General features: G+C 47.9%; 29 protein-coding genes, 1 tRNA gene and 1 other RNA gene. 5 read left to right on the top strand and 26 right to left on the bottom strand.

Features of this window, described 5'->3' with window-relative positions; translation table 11 throughout:
* The coding region (locus ACTTK7_RS04670) for a hypothetical protein (protein ID WP_462866215.1) at positions 1-215 on the bottom strand (215 nt) is incomplete at its 3' end.
* On the bottom strand, positions 212-412 hold the full coding sequence (locus ACTTK7_RS04675) for a hypothetical protein (protein ID WP_462866216.1): 201 nt from the start codon (positions 410-412) through the stop codon (positions 212-214). The genes ACTTK7_RS04675 and ACTTK7_RS04670, both read right to left, overlap by 4 nt.
* Before the next feature lie 303 nt (positions 413-715).
* On the opposite strand from ACTTK7_RS04675, the gene ilvD reads away from it, so the two are divergent.
* The 3 genes from ilvD to ACTTK7_RS04690 all read left to right on the top strand — a co-directional run bounded on the left by ilvD (position 716) and on the right by ACTTK7_RS04690 (position 3,649).
* Positions 716-2,410, top strand: a complete 1,695-nt coding sequence (gene ilvD / locus ACTTK7_RS04680) for a dihydroxy-acid dehydratase (protein ID WP_462866218.1) — start codon at positions 716-718, stop codon at positions 2,408-2,410.
* A gap of 142 nt (positions 2,411-2,552) precedes the next feature.
* Positions 2,553-3,239, top strand: coding sequence for a DsbA family protein (locus ACTTK7_RS04685; RefSeq protein ID WP_462866220.1), 687 nt, complete (start codon positions 2,553-2,555; stop codon positions 3,237-3,239).
* A gap of 5 nt (positions 3,240-3,244) precedes the next feature.
* Entirely contained in the window at positions 3,245-3,649 is a 405-nt protein-coding gene (locus ACTTK7_RS04690; protein ID WP_462866222.1) for a disulfide oxidoreductase, read from the top strand.
* 32 nt (positions 3,650-3,681) lie between these two features.
* On the opposite strand, the gene ACTTK7_RS04695 is transcribed toward ACTTK7_RS04690, so the two are convergent.
* From ACTTK7_RS04695 to ACTTK7_RS04715, 5 genes are all read right to left on the bottom strand, one after another.
* Positions 3,682-4,698: a siderophore ABC transporter substrate-binding protein gene (locus ACTTK7_RS04695; RefSeq protein ID WP_462866224.1), complete on the bottom strand. Its 1,017-nt coding sequence runs from the start codon at positions 4,696-4,698 to the stop codon at positions 3,682-3,684.
* 104 nt (positions 4,699-4,802) lie between these two features.
* A complete protein-coding gene (locus ACTTK7_RS04700) occupies positions 4,803-5,561 on the bottom strand; it encodes an iron ABC transporter ATP-binding protein (protein WP_462866226.1) in 759 nt (252 codons plus the stop codon).
* Entirely contained in the window at positions 5,549-6,505 is a 957-nt protein-coding gene (locus ACTTK7_RS04705) for an iron chelate uptake ABC transporter family permease subunit (RefSeq protein ID WP_462866228.1), read from the bottom strand. Before ACTTK7_RS04705 ends, ACTTK7_RS04700 begins: the two co-directional genes overlap by 13 nt.
* Entirely contained in the window at positions 6,495-7,448 is a 954-nt protein-coding gene (locus ACTTK7_RS04710; protein ID WP_462866229.1) for an ABC transporter permease, read from the bottom strand. Before ACTTK7_RS04710 ends, ACTTK7_RS04705 begins: the two co-directional genes overlap by 11 nt.
* 195 nt (positions 7,449-7,643) lie before the next feature.
* Positions 7,644-8,054: a hypothetical protein gene (locus tag ACTTK7_RS04715; protein ID WP_462866231.1), complete on the bottom strand. Its 411-nt coding sequence runs from the start codon at positions 8,052-8,054 to the stop codon at positions 7,644-7,646.
* Positions 8,055-8,209: 155 nt separating this feature from the next.
* On the opposite strand from ACTTK7_RS04715, the gene ACTTK7_RS04720 reads away from it, so the two are divergent.
* Positions 8,210-8,536 (top strand): thioredoxin family protein, encoded by a 327-nt coding sequence (locus ACTTK7_RS04720; RefSeq protein WP_462866233.1) that lies wholly within the window; start codon positions 8,210-8,212, stop codon positions 8,534-8,536.
* A gap of 122 nt (positions 8,537-8,658) precedes the next feature.
* Positions 8,659-9,009 (top strand): carboxymuconolactone decarboxylase family protein, encoded by a 351-nt coding sequence (locus ACTTK7_RS04725; RefSeq protein WP_462866235.1) that lies wholly within the window; start codon positions 8,659-8,661, stop codon positions 9,007-9,009.
* 40 nt (positions 9,010-9,049) lie between these two features.
* Here the strand turns inward: ACTTK7_RS04725 and ACTTK7_RS04730 are convergent, their stop codons facing one another.
* The 19 genes from ACTTK7_RS04730 to ACTTK7_RS04820 form a co-directional block, all read right to left on the bottom strand.
* The gene (locus tag ACTTK7_RS04730) at positions 9,050-9,673 is read right to left on the bottom strand and encodes a hypothetical protein (protein ID WP_462866236.1); all 624 of its coding nucleotides are present in this window, start codon (positions 9,671-9,673) and stop codon (positions 9,050-9,052) included.
* Between the two features lie 97 nt (positions 9,674-9,770).
* Positions 9,771-10,742, bottom strand: coding sequence for a class 1b ribonucleoside-diphosphate reductase subunit beta (gene nrdF / locus ACTTK7_RS04735; RefSeq protein ID WP_462866238.1), 972 nt, complete (start codon positions 10,740-10,742; stop codon positions 9,771-9,773).
* Positions 10,743-10,760: 18 nt separating this feature from the next.
* Complete coding sequence (nrdE, locus tag ACTTK7_RS04740) at positions 10,761-12,815, bottom strand: class 1b ribonucleoside-diphosphate reductase subunit alpha (protein ID WP_462866436.1); 2,055 nt, start codon at positions 12,813-12,815, stop codon at positions 10,761-10,763.
* 4 nt (positions 12,816-12,819) lie between these two features.
* A complete protein-coding gene (gene nrdI, locus ACTTK7_RS04745; protein ID WP_322526362.1) occupies positions 12,820-13,215 on the bottom strand; it encodes a class Ib ribonucleoside-diphosphate reductase assembly flavoprotein NrdI in 396 nt (131 codons plus the stop codon).
* Between the two features lie 432 nt (positions 13,216-13,647).
* Positions 13,648-14,265, bottom strand: a complete 618-nt coding sequence (locus tag ACTTK7_RS04750) for a redoxin domain-containing protein (protein ID WP_462866240.1) — start codon at positions 14,263-14,265, stop codon at positions 13,648-13,650.
* A 47-nt stretch (positions 14,266-14,312) separates the two neighbouring features.
* Positions 14,313-14,909 (bottom strand): PepSY domain-containing protein, encoded by a 597-nt coding sequence (locus tag ACTTK7_RS04755; RefSeq protein WP_462866242.1) that lies wholly within the window; start codon positions 14,907-14,909, stop codon positions 14,313-14,315.
* A gap of 167 nt (positions 14,910-15,076) precedes the next feature.
* A complete protein-coding gene (locus tag ACTTK7_RS04760) occupies positions 15,077-15,769 on the bottom strand; it encodes a PepSY domain-containing protein (RefSeq protein ID WP_462866244.1) in 693 nt (230 codons plus the stop codon).
* 70 nt (positions 15,770-15,839) lie between these two features.
* Complete coding sequence (locus ACTTK7_RS04765; protein WP_462866245.1) at positions 15,840-17,192, bottom strand: sensor histidine kinase; 1,353 nt, start codon at positions 17,190-17,192, stop codon at positions 15,840-15,842.
* Positions 17,189-17,893, bottom strand: coding sequence for a response regulator transcription factor (locus ACTTK7_RS04770; RefSeq protein ID WP_462866247.1), 705 nt, complete (start codon positions 17,891-17,893; stop codon positions 17,189-17,191). Before ACTTK7_RS04770 ends, ACTTK7_RS04765 begins: the two co-directional genes overlap by 4 nt.
* A gap of 36 nt (positions 17,894-17,929) precedes the next feature.
* On the bottom strand, positions 17,930-18,427 hold the full coding sequence (locus ACTTK7_RS04775) for a DUF1648 domain-containing protein (protein WP_462866249.1): 498 nt from the start codon (positions 18,425-18,427) through the stop codon (positions 17,930-17,932).
* 34 nt (positions 18,428-18,461) lie between these two features.
* A complete protein-coding gene (locus ACTTK7_RS04780; protein WP_322526369.1) occupies positions 18,462-18,653 on the bottom strand; it encodes a hypothetical protein in 192 nt (63 codons plus the stop codon).
* Positions 18,650-18,862: a hypothetical protein gene (locus tag ACTTK7_RS04785; RefSeq protein ID WP_462866251.1), complete on the bottom strand. Its 213-nt coding sequence runs from the start codon at positions 18,860-18,862 to the stop codon at positions 18,650-18,652. Before ACTTK7_RS04785 ends, ACTTK7_RS04780 begins: the two co-directional genes overlap by 4 nt.
* A gap of 170 nt (positions 18,863-19,032) precedes the next feature.
* Positions 19,033-19,108, bottom strand: a tRNA-Thr gene (locus ACTTK7_RS04790).
* Positions 19,109-19,200: 92 nt separating this feature from the next.
* The gene (gene zupT, locus ACTTK7_RS04795; RefSeq protein ID WP_462866253.1) at positions 19,201-20,010 is read right to left on the bottom strand and encodes a zinc transporter ZupT; all 810 of its coding nucleotides are present in this window, start codon (positions 20,008-20,010) and stop codon (positions 19,201-19,203) included.
* Between the two features lie 192 nt (positions 20,011-20,202).
* Positions 20,203-20,565, bottom strand: a transfer-messenger RNA (tmRNA) gene (gene ssrA / locus ACTTK7_RS04800).
* A 77-nt stretch (positions 20,566-20,642) separates the two neighbouring features.
* The gene (gene smpB, locus ACTTK7_RS04805) at positions 20,643-21,122 is read right to left on the bottom strand and encodes an SsrA-binding protein SmpB (RefSeq protein WP_462866254.1); all 480 of its coding nucleotides are present in this window, start codon (positions 21,120-21,122) and stop codon (positions 20,643-20,645) included.
* Positions 21,123-21,203: 81 nt separating this feature from the next.
* Positions 21,204-23,543, bottom strand: coding sequence for a ribonuclease R (gene rnr / locus ACTTK7_RS04810; RefSeq protein ID WP_462866256.1), 2,340 nt, complete (start codon positions 23,541-23,543; stop codon positions 21,204-21,206).
* A 49-nt stretch (positions 23,544-23,592) separates the two neighbouring features.
* The gene (locus ACTTK7_RS04815) at positions 23,593-24,345 is read right to left on the bottom strand and encodes an alpha/beta hydrolase (RefSeq protein ID WP_462866438.1); all 753 of its coding nucleotides are present in this window, start codon (positions 24,343-24,345) and stop codon (positions 23,593-23,595) included.
* Between the two features lie 36 nt (positions 24,346-24,381).
* Complete coding sequence (locus ACTTK7_RS04820) at positions 24,382-25,128, bottom strand: alpha/beta hydrolase (protein ID WP_462866258.1); 747 nt, start codon at positions 25,126-25,128, stop codon at positions 24,382-24,384.
* Between the last annotated feature and the right edge of the window lie 149 nt (positions 25,129-25,277).

Below are 25,277 nucleotides of genomic sequence, written 5' to 3' on the forward strand. Positions count from 1 at the left end.
TTCGTGTTCAACTCGGTGGAAAACAAGCTCACCGATCCGTTCAGCGGCCAGGAGCCGCGCCCGGAATTTCTGGCCAACCGCCAGGACACTTCCGCGATCAAGCCAAGCTCGGATCGTCTCTCACACAGAACTTCCACTTCTGCAAAATAAGACACAAAAAGCATCCGGTTTTCTTCCCGGATGCTTTTTTCATTATAATGTCGGTCTTCACTCACCGTTTGAATGTCTGATCCTTTTCGTCGTTTGATTTCTGTGTAAGCAGTACACTGTACAAAATCGCAAACACCATGCCACCGAAACCAATCATTTGAATAATAACACTTTCGAATCCCTGCAGCTGCAGAGTCCCCGTTAAAAACAGAGCGAGAAACGCAACCAACATTGCCACAGCCCACACAACTGGTTCTTTCATCGTTATTCCCTCCATTTTCTCTCATGAGTAGAGATAGGTTATCTATATCATAATAAACTCCCCTTCCTTTTCCCATCCATCTGTAAAGTTATCTTCCATACTAATTTTTTCATTTGTCAGAAATAACTTTTATTCACCACCGCTGTTACGTTGAAACAATCATCTATTCCTAGTATGATAGTAGATAGTCCTTGTTAGATAGACATTTGTATATGCATAGAAAAATACCCGTGCTTCGTATAGAGCACGCGAACCGTCATGCACATTGTCTGCGACGAAACTTCATGAGAGAGGGTCATAGCGATGGGAAAAACAGAAAAAGATTTACGAAACCGCAGTAAAGCCATCAGCGAAGGAGCCAACCGGGCGCCTAACCGGGCAATGCTCAGGGCCGTCGGTTTTACAGACGACGACTTTAAAAAACCGATGATCGGCATTGCAAGTACGTGGAGCGAGGTTACTCCGTGCAACGTACATATCGATAATCTTGCACGCCATGCAAAGCAGGGAGCGTCCACCAATGGTGGCGCACCGCTTATTTTCAACACGATCACCGTATCTGATGGAATCGCAATGGGCCATGAAGGCATGCATTATTCCCTTCCAAGCCGCGAAATTATTGCGGACTCGATTGAAACTGTTACCAATGCGGAACGTCTCGACGGAGTGGTCGCCATCGGCGGCTGTGATAAAACGACACCTGGCTGCGTCATTTCTCTGGCCCGCATGAACATTCCTTCCGTTTACGTATACGGCGGAACTATTCAGCCGGGTAAATTAAACGGCAAAGACATTGATATTGTTTCGTCCTTCGAGGCTGTCGGCCAGCACCAGACCGGTCAGATCAGCGACGAAGAGCTTCATCAGGTGGAATGCAATGCCTGCCCAGGCGCCGGTGCCTGCGGCGGTATGTATACAGCCAACACGATGGCTGCTGCAGTAGAAGCGCTTGGCATGAGCATTCCCGGTTCTTCCTCCACGCCTGCGATTTACGAATACAAAGAAACCGAGTGCAGGCAGGCCGGGGAATTAACCATCGAGCTGCTTGAAAATAACATTCTTCCAAAGGATATTATGACGAAAAAGGCGTTTGAAAATGCCATTACGGTTGTTATGGCGCTTGGTGGTTCCACCAATGCGTTTTTACACCTTCTTGCGATTGCTCATTCGGCAGACGTGGATTTGTCTTATGATGATTTTGAACGTGTTCGTCAGAAGGTGCCTCATATTGCCGACCTGAAACCGAGCGGTAAATATGTCATGCAGGACCTTTATGAAATTGGCGGCGTGCCGGCAGTCATGAAGCTTCTCCATGAGGAAGGGCTCCTGCACGGCGAATGTCTCACGGTAACCAGCAAGACGCTCTCAGAAAACCTTGATGCTGTTCCGTCCCTGAAAGAGGGACAGGAAATTATCCGTCCTTTGGCTGAACCGTTTAAAAAGACAGGTCCGCTTGTCGTTTTAAAAGGAAACGTCGCACCGGAAGGCTCCGTAATCAAGCTGTCCGGTCAGAAGATCAGCCGGTTCGAAGGTACAGTGAAAGTCTTTAACAGCGAAGAATCAGCAACAAAGGCCATCATGGACGGGGATATCGTCGAAGGGGACGTGCTCGTTATCCGTTACGTCGGCCCACAGGGCGGCCCGGGCATGCCGGAGATGCTTTCTGTCACTTCCATGATTGTCGGTCGCGGACTCGGCGGCAAAGTAGCTCTTATGACTGACGGTCGTTTTTCCGGCGGTTCACACGGTTTCGTTATTGGACACGTAGCGCCTGAGGCAAGTGTTGGCGGTCCGATCGGACTGCTTGAAAACGGGGACACCATCTCCATTGACAGCGACACGCAGGAGATCAACCTCCATATTTCCGATGAAGAGTTTGAAAAACGCCGGAATGCCTGGCAGGCCCCGGATCTTCCGGAAAAACGCGGAGCGTTGGCCAAATACGCGAAGCTCGTTTCTTCAAGTGCCAAAGGCGCCGTTACAGACGCAGATTTATAAACAATACTACGGAGAGCTGCCTTTTCGGGCAGTTCTCTTTCTTTTCAGCATTTTTTTGAAGACTCTTGAGTTTCCAACAATTTATGGTAAATTATGAAGGTGCTGAGCACTACATACATAATAGCCACGAAAGGAGTTTCCTATGTCCAAAAAACCAAGGCCTAGTTCCGGCCGTACATTTGCAGCCATTGTCGCTGTTATAGCTGTGATTTTGCTCGCCATCATTCTTGTCGGCAACCTCGGCGGCGGAAGCAGTGATAATTCCGGCGGGAGCAGCGGAGAAAGTCTTGATACAGGCGGCCAGCCCCTCAAGGGGGACGAGGACGCCCCGGTAACAGTCGTTGAATTCGGGGATTATAAATGCCCCGCGTGTAAAGATTTTCATGAATCCGTCGTTCCTGAAATCGAATCCGAGTTTATCGAATCCGGCGATGCCGCTTTCCATTACGTTCATTATCCATTCCTAAGTGAAGATTCCACTACAGCGGCAGAATTCAGCGAAGCTGTTTACGGCGAACTCGGGGATGAAGCCTTCTGGAGCTTTCACGATACGCTTTTCGCCAACCAGCCGCAGAACGAAGGCGGCGATTACTTCAACCAGGAACGTTTAACGGAGCTGCTGCAGACAACAGCTTCCGAAGAGGAAGTAAACACAGTGGTTGAAGCTTTTGAAAATGGCACCTATGAGGAAAACGTGGAGAATGACCGTGCCATGGCAGAGGATCTTGGTGTAAACAGCACCCCTTCCGTATTTGTGAACGGAGAATTATTTGAAGGTGACAGCTATCAGGAGCTGCTCGATATGATTGAAAAAGAGGCAGGGGAGTAACGCCTATGGATCGTTGGTTAAGTGCGGCCTGGCTGATGGCCATTATCGCTACGCTCGGCAGCTTATCGTTCAGCGAAATTTTAGGCTATACGCCGTGTGAGCTTTGCTGGTACCAGCGTATTCTTATGTACCCGCTCGCAGTTATTTTGGGAATAGCTGTTTTCCGCGGGGAGCGGCAGGTCATATGGTATGCGCTCCCTCTTGCTCTGCCCGGTACGCTGCTTGCCGGTTACCATTACCTTTATCAAAAACTTCCGGCACTGCAGCAGGCCACGGAATGCACCGGTGCGGTTTCCTGCTCCGATCAGTCAGCGCAGTGGTTTGGGTTTATTACTATTCCTCTTCTTTCCTTCGCTGCATTTTTGATCATTTCCATTGCTCTTTTGGTTATCGCTGTACGCAAAAAATAGTCACATGCCATCAGGCACGTGACTATTTTTTATTATTGTTCCGATGAAGCCACAGCTTCTTCTATTTCTGTAATCATTTCATCCATCGACTGCAGACCGCCGCCGGAAAGATACCAGTATTCCGGATCCAGATAATGAATATTATCGTTCTGCGCTGCCTGCGTTTCATTCACAATGTCATTATCGAGAGTTTCCGCAGCTGACTGCTCTTCCCCGCCCTGACTGACTACCGCACTGCGGTCTATGACGAAGAGATGTTCTGGATCTTCTTCCGCTAAGTATTCATAGGAAGCACTCTGCCCGTGTGTGGATGCTTCAATATTTTCATCCGCTGCCGGCACGCCAAACACATCGTGAATCAGCCCGAAGCGGGAGCCTTCGCCGTAAACACTCAAGGAACCGTCATTGACAAGCGTCACCAGGGACTCTCCAGCATCTTCAGCCGTTTCGTTTAAATCTTCAATGCGGGTATGAAGCTCGTCCACCTTTTCCTGCATCTGCTCTTCTTTCTGGAAAATCTCTCCGATCATTTCCATGTTGCTGTCAAAGGATTCCATATAGTTTTCTGTATCCACCGCTGTATAAACAGTTGGAGCAATCTCGCTCAGTTCATCGTAGGCATCACTCTGGCGCCCGGAAATAATAATAACATCCGGCTCCATTGCGTTAATTGCTTCAAAATCCGGTTCTTTCAGGCTGCCGATATTTTCATATTCATCGCTGCTGTAATCATCCAGATACGAAGGAAGCGACTCCTGGACCACGCCGTTCACGCCTACATTAAGCTCATCCAGCGTTTCCAGCATTTCATAGTTAAACACGACAACATTTTCAGGATTTACTGGTACTGTGGTTTCACCCAGCTCGTGTTCTACCGTCACTTCCCCGCTGCTTTCCTCCCCATTTTCTTCACTGCTGTTTTCCTCATTTGAATTACTGCTGTTTTCACCTTCTGCAGTTGATGACTCTGAATTATCAGCTCCGCATGCAGCAATAAGTGCGGTTCCAAATACTGCAGTTGACGCAAGCATCCATTTGTTCTTTTTCATTTTTCCATTCCCCCTGGATAAGTTGTTTTTATATTCCCAGCCTGGTGTGCTTTGCTCCCTCCTTTTGTTACTCTTTCACCGTATTAACAGGCTGACAGCTTTGTTTACGTAAAGTAAACACAGATTTTCTGGTCGTTAATACGACAGATCGGCATATCCATCTCATAGATATCTGTCAGTACTTCTGATGCCATCATCTCTTCGGTTGTGCCCTGAGCCACGATGTGCCCGTTTTTCAAAGCGACGATGTCATCGGAGTAACAGGAAGCAAAATTAATATCATGAATAACCAGAAGCACGGTTTTCCCCATATCTTTCACTAATCGGCGAAGCACCTTCATGATCTGCACGGAGTGCTTCATATCCAGATTGTTCAACGGTTCATCGAGCAGAATGTAGTCGGTGTCCTGGGCAATCACCATCGCAATGAATGCCCGCTGCCGCTGGCCTCCGCTCAGCTGGTGAATAAAGGAGTCCTGCATCGATTCAAGCTCCATATAATCAATAGCCTGATCCACATACTCCCAGTCTTCTGCGCTCAGACGTCCCTGCGAATAAGGAAAACGACCGAAGGAGATTAATTCACGGACGGTAAGCCGGGCGTTCATTTCGTTGGACTGCTTTAAGATCGCCAGCTTCTTTGCCAGCTCCCGGCTTTTAGTTTTCGTAATGTCCTTGTCCCCGATCTTCACTTCGCCCGCGTCCTTAGCGATCAGGCGGCTGATCATAGCAAGCAACGTACTTTTACCCGCCCCATTCGGGCCGATAAATGAGGTAATCTGGCCCTGCTTAATCGTTACGGACACGTCGTCTACGACCGGCGTTTCGTCGTATTTTTTTGTTACATTCATTACCTGGACCATGCTTTATTCCCCCTTAATAACAGATAGATAAAGTAAATGCCTCCGATAAAATTCACAATGACGCTGATCGCTGTGTTAAAGCCAAGCACCCGTTCGACGAGCAGCTGTCCGCCGATCAGAAACGCCACGGCAGCAAGCGCAGCGGCAGCAAGCAGCACGCTGTGCCGGTAATCCTTCATCAGCTCGTAAGCAACATTGGCCACGAGCAGACCTAAAAACGTAATCGGCCCGACGAGCGCGGTGGCAATGGAAATAAACATGACTACAATGACAAGCAGACGCTTTACCGCGTACTTATACGGCACTCCCAGGTTCACCGCCTGGTCCTTTCCGAGGGAGAGGACATTTAAATATTTCATGAAGGACAGGGAGTATATAAACAGCAGTACAAAAGCCGCTGCAGAAATACCGAGAATATTTGTATTCACATTGTTAAAGCTTGCAAACATATTATCCTGAATCGTTAAAAATTCATCTGGTGATATGAGGACCTGTAAAAATGTTGAAATACTGCTGAACAATGTTCCGCAGACAATTCCGACGAGAAGCAGAAAGAAAATATCCTGCTGCTCCCCCTGAAATAAAAAGTAGTAAAGAATAACAGCAAACCCGAGCATCAGGGCAAGCGATACGAAAAAGTTCAACGGGCCGTTAATTACGACTGCCGAGGTGGAACCGAAAAAGAACACAAGTGCTGTCTGAAGCAAAATATACAGCGAATCAAGGCCGATAATGCTCGGTGTTAAAATCCGGTTATTCGTAATCGTCTGAAAAATAACAGTGGAAAAAGCAATCGCCCCGCCGGTCATCACCATCGCAAGAAGCTTCTCTGCCCGGTGCTCCAAAACATAATCCCAGTTGCCTCCTGCATCTGTAAACATAAAGATAATGGCCAGAACAAGCGACAAAACAGCCAGTCCTATGATCTTCCAATTAAAACGCATATTTCTTCCTCCTCATCAGCATATAGAGGAACAAGAAACTGCCAAGAACACCTACGGTTAAACCGATAGGCACTTCATAAGGGAAAACGATCAGGCGTCCAAAAATATCACAGACAAGTACAAACACTGCTCCAAGCAGTGCGGTATGAATCAGCGTTTTCTGCAGATTATCCCCCAGGTAGATAGCAACAATATTTGGTACCACCAGACCTAAAAACGGGATGGTTCCCACTGTTAATATAACGACAGCCGTCACAGCGGCGACAATGGTAATGCCAAGATTGACGACTGTACGGTAATTCAGCCCCAGGTTCACCGCAAATTCTTCTCCCATACCGGCGATCGTAAACCTACCGGCAAATATGTAAGCTATTAAAAGAAGCGGCAGGCTGACGTACAGGAGCTCATACTGCCCGTTTACGATTAATGAAAAGTCCCCCTGCAGCCAGGCTGACATGTTTTGGACAACGTCATATCTTAAGGCAAAAAATGTCGTTACAGAGCCTACAACATTTCCAAACATTAATCCCACCAATGGAATAAAGATGGGGTCTTTAAATTTCACACGCTCCAGAATAGTCATAAAAATAAACGTACCGAGTAGTGCAAATAAAAAAGCTATTCCGGTCCGGAGCAGCGGCGCAGCTCCGCCGAACCAGATCATGGCCACTAAAATACCAAAACGGGCCGAATCCATCGTACCGGCTGTAGTCGGGGAAACAAACCGGTTCCGGCTCAGCTGCTGCATGATTAATCCGCAGATGGCCATCCCCATGCCGGCCATAATAATACTGAGGAGCCGCGGTATGCGGCTCGATGTCAATGTACGCCATTCGTCTTCATTCCCTGCTATCAGTCCCTGCACCGAAACCGTCTGAACGCCAATAAACAGGGACCCGGCTGAAAGAAGAACGAGAAGAACAAGTAAGTACCACCATTTCATCTGTAAACACTTCATTTCCAAGAACAATTGCATCGTTCTGCGTCTAATTATTAATGATATTCATTATCAATTACATTTTTTTATTTTATCACTTCGGTTTTAAATGTCAATGTACCTTCTGCATTTTTTCCTAAATTTTTCATTAATGAAAAAGCCGGCCTGCCTGAAGGGCAGAACCGGCGTTTCATATTCCTGTTAAGACGGGAGTGTTACTTTGTCCATGAATGCTGAAAAAGCGTAGGAATCTTCATTGTAGGCGTATAAAAACATGGATCCTGAAACGGCCGTCCGGTAGGAAACATTTTCCCATCCCCCGTTTTCAGTCACTTCCTGCTGAAACTGCTCCTCTGCCTGTACAGCCGCCTCCCGCGAATCGAACTCATAAACCGCTACTTTTGTATTCGTGCTGTCTTCCTCCCACATTTCGCTTTCATGATCCATGGATACCGGGGCCGCGGGGTTTTCTTCTGTTTCCTGCATGGAAAGCCCATTGCTTTCAAGCTCTTCGATCCATTGTTTTCCTCCCTCTGCCTCATTCCCACAGGCAGATGCAAACAGCAGCATGCCTGCCGCTGCGCCCGCTGCCATCCTGTTGAAAAGCCGCATTGCAGCCCCTCCTCCCGAAAAAATGAATATGCTGCTGATTATGTATATGTTTATTCTAACAGGGATTTCCAGTCGAAACATTATTCTTCCTGTTTTTTTGCACATTTTTATGCCTTTGTTACAATAGAGAACAGCATGAAAGGAGCGAATAAGTGATGACTACGAATAACCGCATTGAATCCAAAAATTCTTTTGAGGAGACAATACAAACAGAAACACCGGTGGCAGTAGAATTTTCAGCGGGGTGGTGTCCGGACTGCCGGAGACTCGATATGTTTATGGACGATGTACTGAACCGTTTTGACAGCGTGCCGTTTCATAAAATTGATACCGAACAGCTGCCAGACATTACAAGCGAACAGGAAGTAATGGGCATACCGAGTATTCTTGTATTCCAGAACGGGGAAAAAATAGGCCATTTGCATAGCGCAGACGCTAAAACCCCGGGCCAGGTAAGCGACTTTTTCTCCAAATATTACTAAAGAAAATCTGCCGGGGACCCCGGCAGATTTTTAATTTTTTCCGGGCAGCTCATGTCGTGCTTTGTTTGAAATTGCCAGAAGCGGGAATGTTCCCTTCAGCATACTAAAAAGGAGTGAACATTATGGCAGTTATTGATGCCAAAGAAATATTAAGCGAATACCGCCGCGGCATAGAGCAATTTAGTGAATCCTATCAGGAGATTGCAAAAAATTACAACCGCTTTACCTCAAGTGCCTTTGAAGGCGGAGAGGTTTCGACCGCTCAGAAGCATCTGGCAGCCCTTGCTATTGGCGTTCATCAGGGGGATACTACATGCATTGTTTACCATATGGACCAGTGTCTCCGTCATGGATGCTCAGAGGATGAAATCAAAGAATATATGGGTGTAGCAGCAGCCTTTGGCGGCGGCGAATCAATGAGTGAGGCAGTGACGATAGGCCTCGATGCCCTGCAGCAATTAAAAGATAAGTAAAACAAGAAGCTGTTTCCTTTGCCGGAAACAGCTTCTTATTTTATTTATCCAGGATATCTACAACAAATTGGGACCATGTCTCGAGCCGTTCATAGGTTTCCGGCTGGGAAAGTTCTTCCACGCTCGTCCAGAAGCCGCGGATCTGCTCCGTTTCCTTCACCTGTACGTCTACGTGCTCCGGAAGAATAAAAGTATACAAAATGCCAAGATGCACTTCACCGACGGCGTTCTCGTCATCATTAATCAGTCCAAGCGCCTGCATTTCCGCTCCTTCCAGAGAAGAAATATGAAGTTCTTCTTCAAGCTCACGGTCGGCATTTGCATGCAGCAGCTCCTGAAATGTCGAAACGCCGGATTCAGCATTCATGTGTCCTCCAAACCCGAGGGACAGTTTATTATGCAGCCTTCCTTCTCCTCCACCTGCAAGCCGTTCGTATGCAAATAATTGTTCTCCCCTGCGGATAACCACGTAGGGAATCGGCTGTTTCCAGGAAGGATCTTCTTCGGCGTCTCCCCGCCTTTTTTCCGTATATGTATCCGCAATCGTTCCGATAATTTCCTGAATTTGTCCCTGCTCGTCCTGCACCCCGTGAAAAGCCCGGGCTTCGCGTGCAAATACCTGCTCTCTTGGTGCTACTACAATCATTTCATCCATTTTCCCCATACTGTTCACCTCTTTGTGATGTTCCTCTGTACTTTATTATAGCGGAACTTTTTTAAATACACATTAAAAAAGCCAGGCGCAGGCCCGGCTTTTTTTGTTAGTCGAAAATAAAGTCTTCGTCCCGGACCGGCTCCACTGTTGCTTTTTTGTAGCCGTTCCCTTTCATCGAAAAGAAATCATGGGATTTTGTTTTAGTATCCATGCCGTTTAATACAATCGGGTTAATTTCTTCCTCTTCAAAATACGCATCCAGACCCAGGTTCATCAATGCTTTGTTCGCATTGTACCGAAGGAACTTTTTCACATCAGAGGTCAGTCCTACCGGATCATACAGCTGCTCGGTGTAAAGCAGTTCATTTTCATACAGCTCCATGAGAAGGTCGTGGGCAAATTCCCGCAGTTCTTCCTGCTTTTCCGGTGTCTGGCGCTTGTAAATTTCCTGCGCCAGAAGACCAACGTATACCCCGTGGATTGCTTCGTCACGGATAATCAGGTTAATGATTTCCCCGCTCTGCATGAGCTTGCCCTGGCCGTAGAAATAAAGCGGATAATAAAAGCCGCTGTAGAACAGAAAGCTTTCAAGGTAAACAGAAGCCACCATGGCTTTGTACAGGGAAATTTCGTCTCCGTCCTCGATTTTATTGTACTGCTCTACAATACGGGTAGCTTTTTTCTGCAGGTGCGGATTTTCCTTCACCCATTCAAACAGCTCATTAATTGCTTCTGTAGATGCAAGTGTCATGAAAATGTTCGAATAGGATTTTGCATGCACCGCGTTTTCCATCATTGCCATAAAGTTTAATACCGCTTTACGCTGGTGGCCTTCCACCTGCTCAGCAACCTTTGGCATGCCGATATTTCCCTGCTCTGTATCAAGCAGGGTCAAACCTGCGAGTACTTTCATATACGTGTCTTTTTCTTCATCGGATAAATATTTCCAGGTGAGCAGATCCCCGTTGAGCGATATTTCCTCTGGAAGCCAGAATTGTTTTACGTTCTGGCTGTAAAACATCTGCGTAAAGTCGTCGTCTTGTTTGGACCAGTCGGCTGCGTCAAATATTTGATTCATGGGGTGATGCTCCTTTCTTTACACGACGCAGGAGAGGCAGTCGTCCTGTCCTGTGTCTTTTGTCCGCGCATAGTAAATCGTCTTGATACCTTTATGATGGGCATAGAGATCAATTCGGTTCAGATCTCTTGTGGTGATGGTGTCACGCACAAAGAGAGTGAAGCTGATGCCCTGATCGATGTGCTCCTGGATAGCTGCGATCATATCCACTACGTTGAACATGTCCATGTCATATGCCGCTTTGTAGTAGAACCAATTATCCGGTGCGAGGCCAGGCATTGGGTAATACGTTTTCGAGTTTCCGTACGTCCGTTCTTCAATCCGCTCCATAATCGGCATAACAGAAGCAGTTGCCGACTGTACATAGGAAATGGAGCCGGTCGGCGCGATCGCCAGGCGGTAGCTGTGGAACAATCCGTGCGTCTGCACCTGCTTCATCAGCTCTTTCCAGTCTTCGGCATCCGGTATAGCCATGCCTTCAAACAGGTCCGCAATTTTAGCCGAGGATGGAAGGTAAGAACGATTCAGGTACTTGTCAAAGTAGGAGCCGTCAGCATAGCTGGATCCTTCGAAGCCGTAGAACGTTTCCCCTGTCTCTTTGGCCAGTTCCATCGAACGCTGGATAGAGTAGAAATTCACAGCCATAAAGAAGAAATCAGCGAATTCCCGTGCTTCTTCGCTTTCGTACGCGATATGATTTTGCGCCAGAAAGCCGTGCAGGTTCATCGCTCCGAGACCGATCGATTTCATCATCTGGTTGCCGCGGCGCACAGCCGGAGCGTTCGTAATATTGGTATGCGTTGCTACGTGGGTCAGCGAATCGGTGGCGAGCTTCACTGTATCCTTGATCGTTTTGTGCTTCATGACATTGGCAATGTTCAACGAACCAAGGTTGCAGGAAATATCGAGGCCGACTTCATCTTCCTCGCCGTAATCCGTATAGCTTGATACCTCAGACGCCTGAAGGACTTCAGAGCAAAGGTTGGAGAATTTTACTTTGGACACGTTATTCAGCGCGTGCGCCCGGTTAACGTTATCCTGGAACATCAGATAAGGATACCCGGATTCGGACCGGAGAATCGCCAGCTTTTCAAGCATGCGGCGGGCATTGACCTTGTCTTTTTTCACACGGTCGTCCTCGACGAGCTTGTCGTACATTTCACTCATATCCATTTCATCAAGATGCTCACCGTACGCCCGGTACACTGTATGCGGATAGAACAGATACATATCTTTATCCTGGCGGGCGAGTTCAACGAACTTATCCGGAATTACGACCCCGATTGATAATGTTTTAACACGCACATCTTCATCGGCCGAAATTTTCTTGGAGTCCAGGAAGTCGTGAATATCCCGGTGAAAAATATTTAAATACGCCGCGCCGGAGCCCTGGCGCTGCCCCATCTGATCTGCATAACGAAAAGCATTATCGAGCAGCTTCATTACGCCGACGACGCCTTTTGTCGCGTTTTCCACATCCTTAATGGCTTCGCCCTTCGCCCGGAGCTTCGATAGGTTCAGCGACACACCGCCGCCTACCTTGGACAGCTGCATGGAAATATCGACAGCCCGGGAGATGTCATTTAAAGAGTCGTTTACTTCAAGCAGGAAGCAGCTGACTAATTCTCCGCGCCGTTTTCTGCCGGCATTCAGGAACGTCGGGGTGCTCGGCTGATAATCCTGGCTCATCATCATTTCTGCAAACTGCTCAGCTTTCTCTGCATTTCCATTGCCGAAATAAAGGGCCACAACAGCCACCCGGTCTTCAAAGCGCTCAAGGATCATTTTCTGATCATTGGTTTTCAGCGCATAATCATTGTAGAATTTAAACGCACTCATGAATGACGGAAAACGGAATTTCTTTTCATAGCAAAGATTGTAGACGCGCTCAATTTCTTCAAATGAATACGCCTCGAGGAATTCTTTTTCATAAAAGTCATTTTCGAGCAGGTAGTCGAGCTTTTCTTTCAGATCGTGAAAGAAAACAGTGTGCTGATTGACGTATTGAATGAAGTATTGATAAACGGCTTCTTTGTCTTTTTCAAATTGAAAGGACCCGTCCTTTTGGAACATGATTTCATTGTTTAACTGGATCCAGTCGGTGGTTTGTGTTTGTTGCAACTTTCATCGCCTCCTCTGCGAAAATGGACACATCGTTTTTTGTTCCGCTCAGTTCGAATTTATGGAGTATGGGAACGTTGTAGTTAACTGCAATCTGATTGGCGCTTTTGGCGAAATTGTCTCCCCATACTTTGTTTCCACTCGATGCCACAGCAAGAAGCTGCTCTGCATGTTCTTCGAGAAATGCTTCGGTGGATTCCGGAATATTTCCAAATCCCTTCGTATAGGTGATAAGGATAAACGGTTCATCGATTTGTTCCGCTTCATTCAGACTGTACACCCGGTCAAACGGGATTTTTTCCGCAAAACGCTTCACGTTGCCCGTCATAGAATCAAAAATGATCGGTATCATCGAATCCCCTCCTTACTTTCTAAAATGTACGAATGCCTGTACACTTTTGCTATACCACTACTATATATGGTGTAATCATCTTTTTCAACATACATGATATAGATATTTTTCGTTTCATCCTCTTGACAATTAAAATCTCTGCCATACTTCCTTATACTCCGCGATTCTACCCCTGTAATTGTGCACATTTTCTGACAGAAAAAATTTCAGTAAGTAAGGCCTGCTTCTATATCTAGTCGTTTTTAAAAACTGGCAGTGTCTGTAATACTACATACGGACATGCATTTAGTCCAGCTCTCTACTTACGGCAGAGTAATTTTCGGTAAATTCTTGATACTTTCAGCATACAGAAAAAATGCACTACGCAAACAAAAGCAGCCCGCGCCTTCGCGGACTGCCTTTCCATATTTCATCGCCTTTTCAGGCGGTGTTTTACCGTTCTTTCAATTGAATAAGCTCGTTGACGATCCAGTAGGGGTCCGGCCGGTCAGCATCCCAGGCAGAAACTGCCACGGTACCGTCCTGGTCGATGACATACGTTACATCTGCGGGACAGTACGAATGGTATCCGGCAGTCCGCAGGGCCGCTTTAACCTCCGGGACGTCCTGAAGCAGGTAATCGCGGCAGGAGATACACGCGTTGTACCAGGAGGCTGCCACATCATTTGTATCTGCAAGCACCTTTCCTGAGAAAGACATATACTGCAGCTCTTCCTGAAGCGCGGACACCTGCCCGCTGGCAGCTACTACAACCTGGGCGCCCATCTGCCGCAGCAGCGGTGAAGCCTCCTGGTAGCTTCGCAGCCGTTCTGTTTCTGCATGTATCCAGCCGCCAAAGCAGAACAGAAGCACTACCGGCCCCTGGAGGAGGAGCTGGTTTAACGTAACATTTTCCCCGTCCATGCCAGGCAGTGAGAATGCCGGTGCTCTCTCTCCCATTCTAAGTCCCGGGCAGACTCCCGGCCGTTTCTCCTGATGCCATTCGTTCCATAAGATGTTTTTTGCCCGGTGCAGCTGTGAATGCAGCACCTTTTCCCTCAGTAGTGCCATTCCTGGAAGACTCCTTTCGGACCCCGTTCATCTGTTGGTGTTAGTTTTTAATTGTCATCATCATCGTCGTCATCTTCAATATCCCTGGAAGCGATTGTACCGTCTGCATCATTTATGAAGAAATCACCTTCCTGTTCGTTCGTTTCCACCGAAAGGTCGTATCCGTTCTTTTCACGATCAAGCTCCCATTCGTTCAGCTCTCCGGACACTTCACCCATTCCCGAAGACACGATATCCTCTAAGCTGACACTGTCCCCGTCCTGAATCAACGTTTCTTCATTATCCTTATCATCATCGGTTTCTTTTTCGGTTACATTGCCGGAGAACGCGCCTACTTCAACATCGTATTCCTGTTCACCTTCAAGTTCTACATTGTATTTCTGATCTTCCATATCCAGTTCCAGCTCAACCGCCTGACCGCCCGTTTCCTCCTCAGCAATCATTACAGCTTCGTCGGCAGTAATTTTTTCTTCACCAGAACTGCTGTTGTTTTCGTTACTTTCTGCGGCTGTTTCTTCTGAAGATTTGTTTGAAGAGGTTTCTGCTTCCACGCCACTATTCATGGTCGTGTAAGCTCCTGCACCAACAACTGCACCAAGCGCCGTGACCCCCGCCAGACTGCCTGCAAGTACTTTCTTTTTCATGGTCATTTCCCCCTTTATTTGTTGTTACACCCTTACTATAAAGGCCCGACATGAGAATATTCCTATAAGAAAATGAGAAATTAATGAGAAATACATGAACGGCGCATAACAAAACAAGCAAAGAGACAAAAAAAGCCACCTGGAATTCTCCAGGCAGCCTCTGCCGTTTAATCATCCCAGGTGACTGACAGTATTTCTCCGGTGATGCCGTGCACCTGAACCGTAGCTTCACCTTCATCATTTTGTTCAAGCTCCACGTAATAAAACGGCTCCCCGGCGTCTGACGTTTCAAAATCAACATCATCCACTTCCCCGTGCACTTCTTCCTGTGCCACAGCCACAGCTTCCTGTTCACTAAGCACTGTCTGGCGTCTTTCTTCACGGTCTTCCTGTTCTTTTTCTTCTAAAATATCTCCTGACCTCGCATCGATAGTCATTTCTTCCAACGTTTCGTCTTCGGCAAACTCGACTACGTACACGGCGGTACCTTCCCGTGTTTCCCGGCTGATTTCCTCAATAGAAAAGTCGGTTTCTTCTTCCACCCGGGCGCGTGCTTCCTCTTCTGTTAAAACTTCTGTATCACCAGTGCTGTTACCCGCTACCCGGGTGACGCCTGTGACCGCTCCGTCTTCAACATCCACCTGCAGCTGGTACGTCCCCCGGTCGAGCTCAGTCATCACCTCATAGGTGCCGTTTTGTTTTTCCACGCTCGTGATGTCCCCCTGGTATTGTCCCTGTACAGCCTGTTCAATTTCCTCCGGAGACATTTCCGGGGTAAAATACGGAGAAAACCGCCAGGCCCCAAGAGCTGCCACTATGATACCAGCGACCAGCACAAATAAAAAAATAACATTTTTCACCGCAGGCCCCCCTCTCCCTATTGTTATTATTGTACCCATTCATTCTGAGAAATTGATGAGAAAGGGAGAGTTATTCGCTGGTTACAGGAAAAATTAGGCGGACCGCAGTTCCCTGGCCGTGCGTGCTTTCAATTGTGATGCGTGCGCCGAGAGCTTCAGTAATATCTCTCGCAAGCGACAAACCGAGCCCATAGCCCCCGCTTGTCCGCGTTCTCGACTCATCGACCCGGTAAAAGCGTTCGAAGACTCGTTCAATATCCTTTTCCGGAATACCGATGCCCCGGTCAATCACAGCGATAACCGGTTCTGTAGCTGTCGTTTCGATTTTTACATCAATAACGTCGCTGCTGTATTTCCGGGCGTTATCGAGCAGGATATACAACAACTGCTTCACTTTGTCGGGATCGGTCTGAACGATTGCCGGCTCCCCGGTCAATTCAATCTCCCGGTGGTAGCTGCTGCGGTAATTTTCCACAGCATCTGCTGCCACTCTCTCCAAGTCCACCTCTTTAATGTGAAGGTTCTCTTTTTCACTCTGACGGGCAAGCAGCAGAAGCTGCTGGGTCAGCTCTCTCATCCTCACCGCCTCGGAATGAATAGCCTCCACCGATTCTTCAATGATTTCCGGACGGGAGGCTCCTCTTCTCTGCAGAAGGCTTGCATATGATTCAATCACAGTAAGTGGTGTTTTTAATTCATGTGATGCGTTTGATACAAACTGCTCCTGTTTATGGTAATTTTCCTCGAGACGCTCAATCATTTCATTAAACGTTTCCCCAAGCTGTTCAATTTCATCCCTGGACTTCGACGACGTGGAAATTCGCTTGAATCTGCCGCTCGTCTGGATATCCTGCATAGTTGCTGACAGTGCTGCGATTGGACGCAGGATCACAGTGCTAAGTAAACGGGCAGAGAGAAAGACCGGGATGACAGCCGCAATAGTGGCGACTATTAATATTATCCGGAGCACTGCCAGATTTTCTTCTGTCGGACGTAGGCTGTCGGTAATCTGAATGTTTGCCACCTGGCCGTCCGTCCATATCACCGGCACCGATACGAATGCGTACCGCTCCCCGTCATATTCCGTGACCTGGGAATACTCTTCCGAATAATATTGAACAGGCTCCTCCGTTAAGCTTCCCTCTTCCGGAGAAGTTACCGTCGCTGCCTCAGATTCATCCTGCAGTACAATTCTGGCCATCCCTTCAGTCGGGGTATACGCCCGCAGAAGCTGTTCGACCGAAAAATTATCCGCTGATTCATTAAACGTGGACGCTGTCTGCCTTCCTTCTTCCACAGTCTGTTCTACTTCACTTCCGATCATCATACGGGAAAAGGAAAAGTAAATAGCAAGAACTAAAAGAACGACGAGCACAAATACGAGCACCGATGTATATAAATGAATCTTATTTCCAAGCTTCATAAGAAGTCCTTCACCACGTAGCCAACGCCGCGCACAGTCTGGATATACGCGGTCCCGAACGGTTTATCAATTTTGTTGCGCAGGTAACGGATGTAGACGTCCACCACATTTGTCTCCCCAATGTAATCAAAGCCCCACACCTGCTCTAAAATCTGGTCCCGGGAGAGCACCTGCTTTTTGTTTTTCAACAGATAATAAAGCAGGTCAAACTCTCTGCGGGTCAGCTCTACCGATTCCCCTCCGGCATACACTTCTCTGGCCGACTCATTCAGCCTCAACTCGCCCACAGACAGCCACTGCTCCTCCTCTGTTTCGGCTTTCAAAGCTGCTTCCGCCTGAAAGCGGAGCGACGAACGGACGCGGGCGAGCAGTTCTTCAATTTGGAACGGCTTTGTAATGTAGTCATTGGCCCCGAGATCGAGTCCGGAAACTTTATCCTCCACAGAATCTTTAGCGGTAACAAGCAGAACCGCTGTTTTTGTATTCTGGCTTCGTATTCGGCGCAGCAGTTCGATTCCGCTGATTCCCGGAAGCATAATGTCGAGAATAATTAAATCCCACGGCTCCGCCTGATACATAGCCAGTCCTTCGAGACCATCGGAAGCCTTCTGGACATAATAATTTTCGTAGGTGAGTTCAAGCTCAAGCACCCGCGCAATTTTTTCTTCATCTTCAACAATCAGTATACGTGCCTGTTCCATTATGCATCCCTCAATACGCTGCCGGATGGCAGTCTATTATGATGAAGAACGTTGATTTGAAGCTTTGCCCCACAAAATGATTGTTCTCCATGTAAAATAAACAGCGGTTCCAATTAAACAAATAAGAAAAAACGAAGGGAAAAACCACCCGAGTCCTTCGCTTTCATGCAGGGCCGTACGAACGGTCTGCCACTGAACATAGACGAATCCGAGCGACAGCTCCACGAGGAGGACGGAAATAAGAATCTGTCCTTCACGCTTAAACACTTCTATTTGATGCTCATTCATTCGTACCGGCAGACGGAACCACCCCGGGTAGCGGAGAGAAAAATACGCCCCGATCCAGATAGCAATCAACGCCAGCGGCGGGACAAATAAATAATACTTTGCAGCATATTCGTTTGGGTCTCCGGTAGCGTCGAAAAACTGGGGCACAATGTAGGGAAGACGGGTCCAATAGAAAAGCACAATTGCAAGCATTCCTATTGAAGCTACACCTCCTACAATTAATGCTGTTCTTGCAAACGTCGGCATAACGGTCTGCCTCCTACTATTCTTTATTCCAGCTTCACCACTGCTGCTTTTTTAACGCTTTTGATATCATTACGAGCGTAACGATACAGGACATCGCAATAATGACCATGACGATGCTCCACATCCATTCTCCGGAGATGACGAAGAAAACGCCGAGAATAAGACTGAGCACTACAATAAACCCTTCGAACCAATAAAAGAATTTTACGGCTGCATTTGTGTTCATGACTTTCCCCCTGATTTTTCTTTTGATTTCTTTTTATTGCCTGGCTTTTTTCTGCCCGTCTGGTACGCTCCAAGCAGAGCACTCAGCATGCCAATTGCTGCGACGATGACGTAAAATGTGGAACCGCCAAGCCATAGGAAAAAACCGGCAGTCGCCGCAGCCAAAACTAAAAATATTATATTAAACGTAAACAGTACCGGGGATCTCAAACTACCCCTCCCTTTCGACTTTATCTTATATCAACGTATCATTTTCTTTTCTCATTGCCCATCTTTTCATCAAAAAGAGGACAAAATATTTCCTCATTGGTCTTTTCTCTTTTTAGACCGGTTTAAAACAAAAAAAGCACCCATCTGTATGGGCGCTGTAATGATATGAATGGTGCTAGTGACAGGACTTGAACCTGCGACCTGATGCTTACGAGGCAACTGCTCTACCAGCTGAGCTACACTAGCGAACGTTTACGGCAAATAATAATATACAAAAAGAAAAAATGTGTGTCAATCAAAAAAGCAGAGGCCCATCACGGCCCCTATCTTTCATTCACTTAAATAAACAACAGCAGACTCAGTGCCATTACGGCCATACCACTCACTACCCCGTAAATTGATAGATGGGTTTCGTCATATTTTTTTGCGGCAGGCAGCAGTTCATCCAGAGAAATGAACACCATAATACCAGCCACACCAGCGAAAATGATGCCAAACAGCGTATCGGTCAAAAACGGCATAAGTAGAAGAAATGCCAGAATCGCTCCTGCCGGCTCTGCTAATCCGGACAAAAATGAAAGTCGGAATGCTTTACGTTTGCTTCCGGTCGCAAAATAAATCGGCACCGAAACGGCTACCCCTTCAGGAATATTGTGTATCGCGATGGCAAGAGCGATCGCAAGCCCAAGACCCGGGTCATTCAGGGCAGAGGTGAACGTAGCTATCCCTTCAGGAAAGTTATGTATAGCAATCGCAAGAGCTGTGAAGGTTCCCATTTTCATGAGGCCCTGGCGTTCAAGCTCTTCCTTTGACATATGCATATCTTCCACCCGTTTTACTTCATGCGGATTTCCTTTTTGGGGGACAAGCCGGTCAATGGCAGCAATAAAAATCATCCCTCCAAAAAATCCCCCAACGGTCACCCACTGGCCTCCGACTTCTCCCAACGCCCCGACCAGTGACTCCTGTGCCTTAAAAAATATTTCCACCATGGAGACGTAAATCATCACCCCTCCGGAAAAACCGAGCGAAAAAGCCAAAAACCGGGTATTTGTCGTAGAAGTGAAAAAAGCCAGTATACTTCCGATTCCTGTCGCAAGGCCGGCTCCAAGTGTTAATAAAAATGCATAAATGACGTTTGGTTCCATACGCTGCCCCCTTTGTAATCTGATTGGTTTCACGATTCTTTCCCTTATGCAACATTTTAACCATTCTTCAATTGTTGTGTCAATGCAAAACCTTCCGCGGTGGAAAGCCGGCGCAGGTTTCCCCTGCGCCGTGAACAAAAAAAGGCGCCCACGGCTGGAAAGCCGTAAGCACCTGGTTGTCTCCTGTATGTATGGTGGAGACGGTGGGATTCGAACCCACGTCCAGAGATATTGCCACTTTAGCATCTACGAGCGTAGTCGCTATATTATCATTCGCCAGTACGTCAGCCTAGCAACAGGCTTCCGTACGGCTAGTCTGATTAGTCTCTTCAGCCGCCCTCAGACGGAGGGCGAACTGCGTAGCCCACTAAGAGTGAGACCCCAAATCATTCCACGCGGGCGATGGAATGCGGGATCCGCAAAAAGCAGTTGTTACGCTGCTACTGCGAGGTTTTCGTTGTTTTTGCCAGTTATTATTGGCGTGGCATTTTTACGAGCTGCCTCTCGGCTCGCAGCTAAAGCTCAACCTATCCCTGTCGAAGCCGTAACGTCCCCATGTGAAGGACAAGCATGTGCCCATAGGTTCATGAGCGACATACTATATTATAACGAGAGGTCCGGAGCGTGTCAATCTAGTCGCTCATGCCTTTCATGCTGCGATTGATTGCTTTATCCATTTCACGCTTGGCATCCTGTTCCTTAAGCGCCTGGCGTTTGTCGTATTTTTTCTTACCTTTGGCAAGGCCGATTAACACCTTCGCTTTACCGTTTTTAATATAAACCTTCAATGGAATAATGGAGTACCCGGACTGCATGCTTTTACCAATAAGCTTATTGATCTCCCGGCGGTGCAGCAGAAGCTTTCTCGTACGCAGGGGATCGTGGTTGAACTGATTTCCCTGTTCATACGGGCTGATATGGGCATTATGCAGAAACAGCTCGTTATTGTCGATTTTACCGAAGCTGTCCTTCAGGTTCATCCTGCCGGACCGGATCGACTTTATCTCGGTGCCCCGCAGTTCAATACCGGCTTCGAAGGTGTCTTCGATGGTATAGTCATGACGGGCCTTCCGGTTTTGCGCCAGCACACGTTTTTCCGTTTTTACTGCCATCTCCATTCACCTGCCTTCTGTCTTTATTCTACCATAGGGACCCGGGAGCGTCCTATTGCCCCGGGCTTTCCTGCGATCGTATTATTTCTTTTTATTATTGTTTTTTGAGACTTTCGAGTAAAACGGCTTTTTGTTACCTGATTTACCTTTTTTACGTCCACCGTCTTTTTTATTGCCGTCCTTCTTTTCTCCCTGTCCCTGGCCTTCTTTTCGCCCGGGACGCTTGCCCTTGTCGCCCTGAACAACCTTTGCAGACTCTTTGCGCCGCGCTTTCGCCGGCCGTTTCATGCCGACAATTTCAAAGTCGATCGCCGCTTCGTCAAGATTTACATTCAGAACACGCACTTCCACCTGATCACCGATGCGGTACATATTCGCGGTACGCTCGCCTATCAGTGCATACTGCTTCGGATCATAGTGATAATAATCATCTGTTAGATAGCTGATATGCACCATACCTTCAATGGTGTTTTCAAGCTCCACAAACAGACCGAAATTAGCGGCTCCGCTTACAAAACCGGTGAATTCTTCCCCGATTTTATCCTTCATATACTGGGCTTTTTTCATGCTGTCAACTTCACGCTCGGCATCAATGGCCCGGCGCTCCATCTCCGAAGAATGCTGGGTGATTTCCGGCAGTTCATTTTTCCATTTCTGCTGCGTTTTGTCGTCCAGCCGTTTATTTACCAGATACGTCCGGATTAAACGGTGAACAATCAAGTCCGGATACCGGCGGATAGGCGAAGTGAAGTGAGTATAGAAATCCGCAGCCAAACCGAAGTGGCCGGCGTTTTCAGGATCGTACTTTGCCTGCTGCATCGAGCGCAGCATCACTGTACTGATTACTGCCTGTTCCGGTTCTCCTTTGACAGCGTCAAGAACTTCCTGAAGCGCACGCGGATGGACCGTATTTGCCGTCCCTTTGACTGCATAGCCAAAGTTTGTAACAAACTCCACGAACGACTGCAGCTTGTCTTCGGCAGGGTCTTCGTGAATCCGGTAGACAAACGGCACCTTCATCCAGTGGAAATGCTCGGCTACCGTTTCGTTGGCTGCCAGCATAAACTCTTCAATCAGCTTTTCAGCGACCGAGCGCTCACGAAGCACCACATCTGTCGGAGCAGTCGTTTCATCTACGAGCACCTGTGCTTCCTTAAAATCAAAATCAATGGCGCCTCTTCCAAACCGCTTCTCGCGGAGAATGGCTGCAAGCTCTTCCATGCGTTCAAACATTGGCACGAGCTCGCTGTATTCGTCCCGTTTTGCCTCGTTGTTTTCTTCAAGAATCAGGCGGACGTCATTGTACGTCATACGGGCGGCCGTGCGGATCACACTTTCAAAGATTTCATGGTTAACAATTTCGCCCTGCGGCGTTACTTCCATTTCACACGAGAGCGTCAGCCGGTCCACCTGCGGGTTCAGGCTGCAGATGCCGTTTGACAAACGGTGCGGAATCATCGGAATTACCCGGTCCACCAAATACACGCTCGTGGCCCGTTCTCCCGCTTCCACATCGATAGGTGTTCCTTCGTCCACATAATAGCTGACGTCTGCAATATGAACGCCGAGCTTATAGTTTCCGTTATTATATTTCGTCACCGTTACGGCGTCATCGAGATCCTTTGCGTCTGCCCCGTCGATGGTCACGATGGTTTCATCGCGCAGATCCCGGCGCTGTTTAATTTCACTTTCATCAATCACATCCGGCGTCTGTTGGGCCTGCTCCACAGCTTCCTCCGGAAAATCTCCCGGAAGGCCGTGCTTATGAATGATCGACAGAATATCGACGCCTGGGTCGTTTTTATGCCCGATGATATTGACGACCTTGCCTTCAGCGCCTGACGCCGCATCCGGATATTTGGTCAGTTCTACGACAACCTTATGGCCGTCCACTGCCCCGTTTTCTGCATCCTGTGGAATATAAATGTCATCACGGATATGCTTATCATCCGCCGCGACAAACCCGTAATTACCGTAGCGCTGGTACGTACCAACGACTTTCTCAATACCGCGTTCGATGATACGGATAATCGTGCCTTCGGTTTTACTTCCCTGGCTCGAGTCCGAGATACGAACGAGTACGGTGTCTTTGTTCATCGCCCCATTAATTTCACCGGCCGGTACAAAGATGTCGTCACGTTCCTTTTCCTCCGGAATAATAAAGGCAAATCCTTTGGCATGACTCTGCACGCGCCCGCGCATCAGGTTCATTTTCTCCGGTATGCCGTATCGGTTGCTTCTCGTCCGGACAACGTCTCCGCTGTCCTCCATTTCGTTCAGCGTCTTCATGAGGCGCTTAATGTCTTCCGCCGAATCGGCCTGAAGCGTTTCCTGGATCTCCTCAATGGTTGCAGGACCCGCAGAATCGTTTTTCAGGTAATTCAGCAGTGTCTGTTTTATTTCCTGGTCCAACGTTTTCATCTCCTTTCAATGTTGTTGTGATAAACGTTTTGAGCTTTACGCTCTTTTTTTATTTTGACCAATTTAATCCGTCTAAAAACTGATAAACATCTTCGTTCAGCTCATCGCGGTCGTTCCCGAGGGTGATAACGTGCGGGGAGTCCGGATACCACTTAATCTGTTTATCCTCCGAAGAGATTTCTTCATAAATGATATTTGCGCTGTCCTCTGCAATCATATCATCTTTTTCACCCTGCACAATCATCGCCGGAGCGTGAACCATATCCAGGTCTTCTGCCACTTCCCGGATCAGCCGGTTAACCGAGTGCAGCGTATCCGTCGGCAGCTGGCGGAATTCCATAATTTCTTTATCAATCTGCTCCTGGTCTTTTCCTTCCAGGCGTTTAAATTCTTTCGCGTAATTGATGACGTCTCCATACAGTTTGTCTGCGTTGTTGAACGTCGACATTGGAGCGCTCATCGGAATAACGCCAAGTACGTCGTAATGATACGCCACACGCAGAGCCATCAGCCCGCCGAGAGAAAGACCCCCGACCGCTATCTGGTCGAATCCTCTTTCCTTTAATTCCTCAATTCCTGCTTTTACATCCTCCCACCAGTCATGGTAGTCCGTCTCCATCAGCTCTTCCGGGGGAACACCGTGGCCTTTGTAGACCGGCGCATGGACAGTATACCCTTTCTTTTCCAAAAAACGTCCCATCATCCGGACATCCGCAGATGATCCTGTGAATCCGTGCAGCAGCAGCACTGCACGATTGCCTCCTTCAAAAGTAAATGACTTAGGGGGTACTACACGCATGATTCATCGTCTCCTATCTTTCTTCTTTTCTATTTCTATTTAATCGATCGTTCGCATAAGGCTCTCAGAATTTATTTGTGCTGAAGTTAAAAACAACCGTACATCATTCACCGCTTCGTGCCGGTGCGGCCCGTGAAAAAGAAAGTGCTTGCCGTTTTTGTAAAGCACAAACTGCTTCACCGGACTTTTTACCGTTTTATATATACGTACAGCGCTCCGGACCGGCACCAGGCCATCTTTCTCACCCTGACCGATAAATACCGGACAGGATACTTTTCCAACAAACGGACGCAGCACGTGCGCTGCCTGCTGAAACTCCCGAAGCGCCCAGCCGGGGGTTTTTAATTTTTCTGCGGCCACGCCGTACCAGGGATGCAGCGATCCTCTGACCTGGCCGCCTGCGACAAGCAGCGTGTCCTTCAAAAACTGGCCCGGGTTAATATATTCCATCGGCATACCAATAAGGACGAGCCGTTCCACCTTGTAACGGGCCGCCACGTAGCAGGCAAGCAGGCCTCCCATCGAAAATCCAATCACATACAGAGTGCTGCATGCAGCTGCCAGTTTTTTCGCGGCGCGGTCAGCAGCGTGAATCCATGTGACATAGGAAACACGGCTTTGAATACTGAAGCTTCCGTCAGCATGACCTGGCAGTACCGGTGTTTCCACTGTCCAGTCTGTACACGCACGGAGCTCTGCAGCAATCGGTTCGACCTCCCACGGAGAGCCTGTAAATCCATGCAGACACAAACATCCAATCGTCTGGTTTTCAGCTGCTGTCTTCATGCTCCTGCTCTCCTATCCTTGATTTACCTCTATCCGGCCGCTAAACGTTAAACTAAATTTCCACCTGTTTGTTTGATTCACCAAATAAAGGAAAAGCAAACATTAGCCGGTAACATAAAAAGCAGCGAACGATGGAACCGTCCGCTGCT

This window comes from Marinococcus tarijensis (assembly GCF_054971385.1).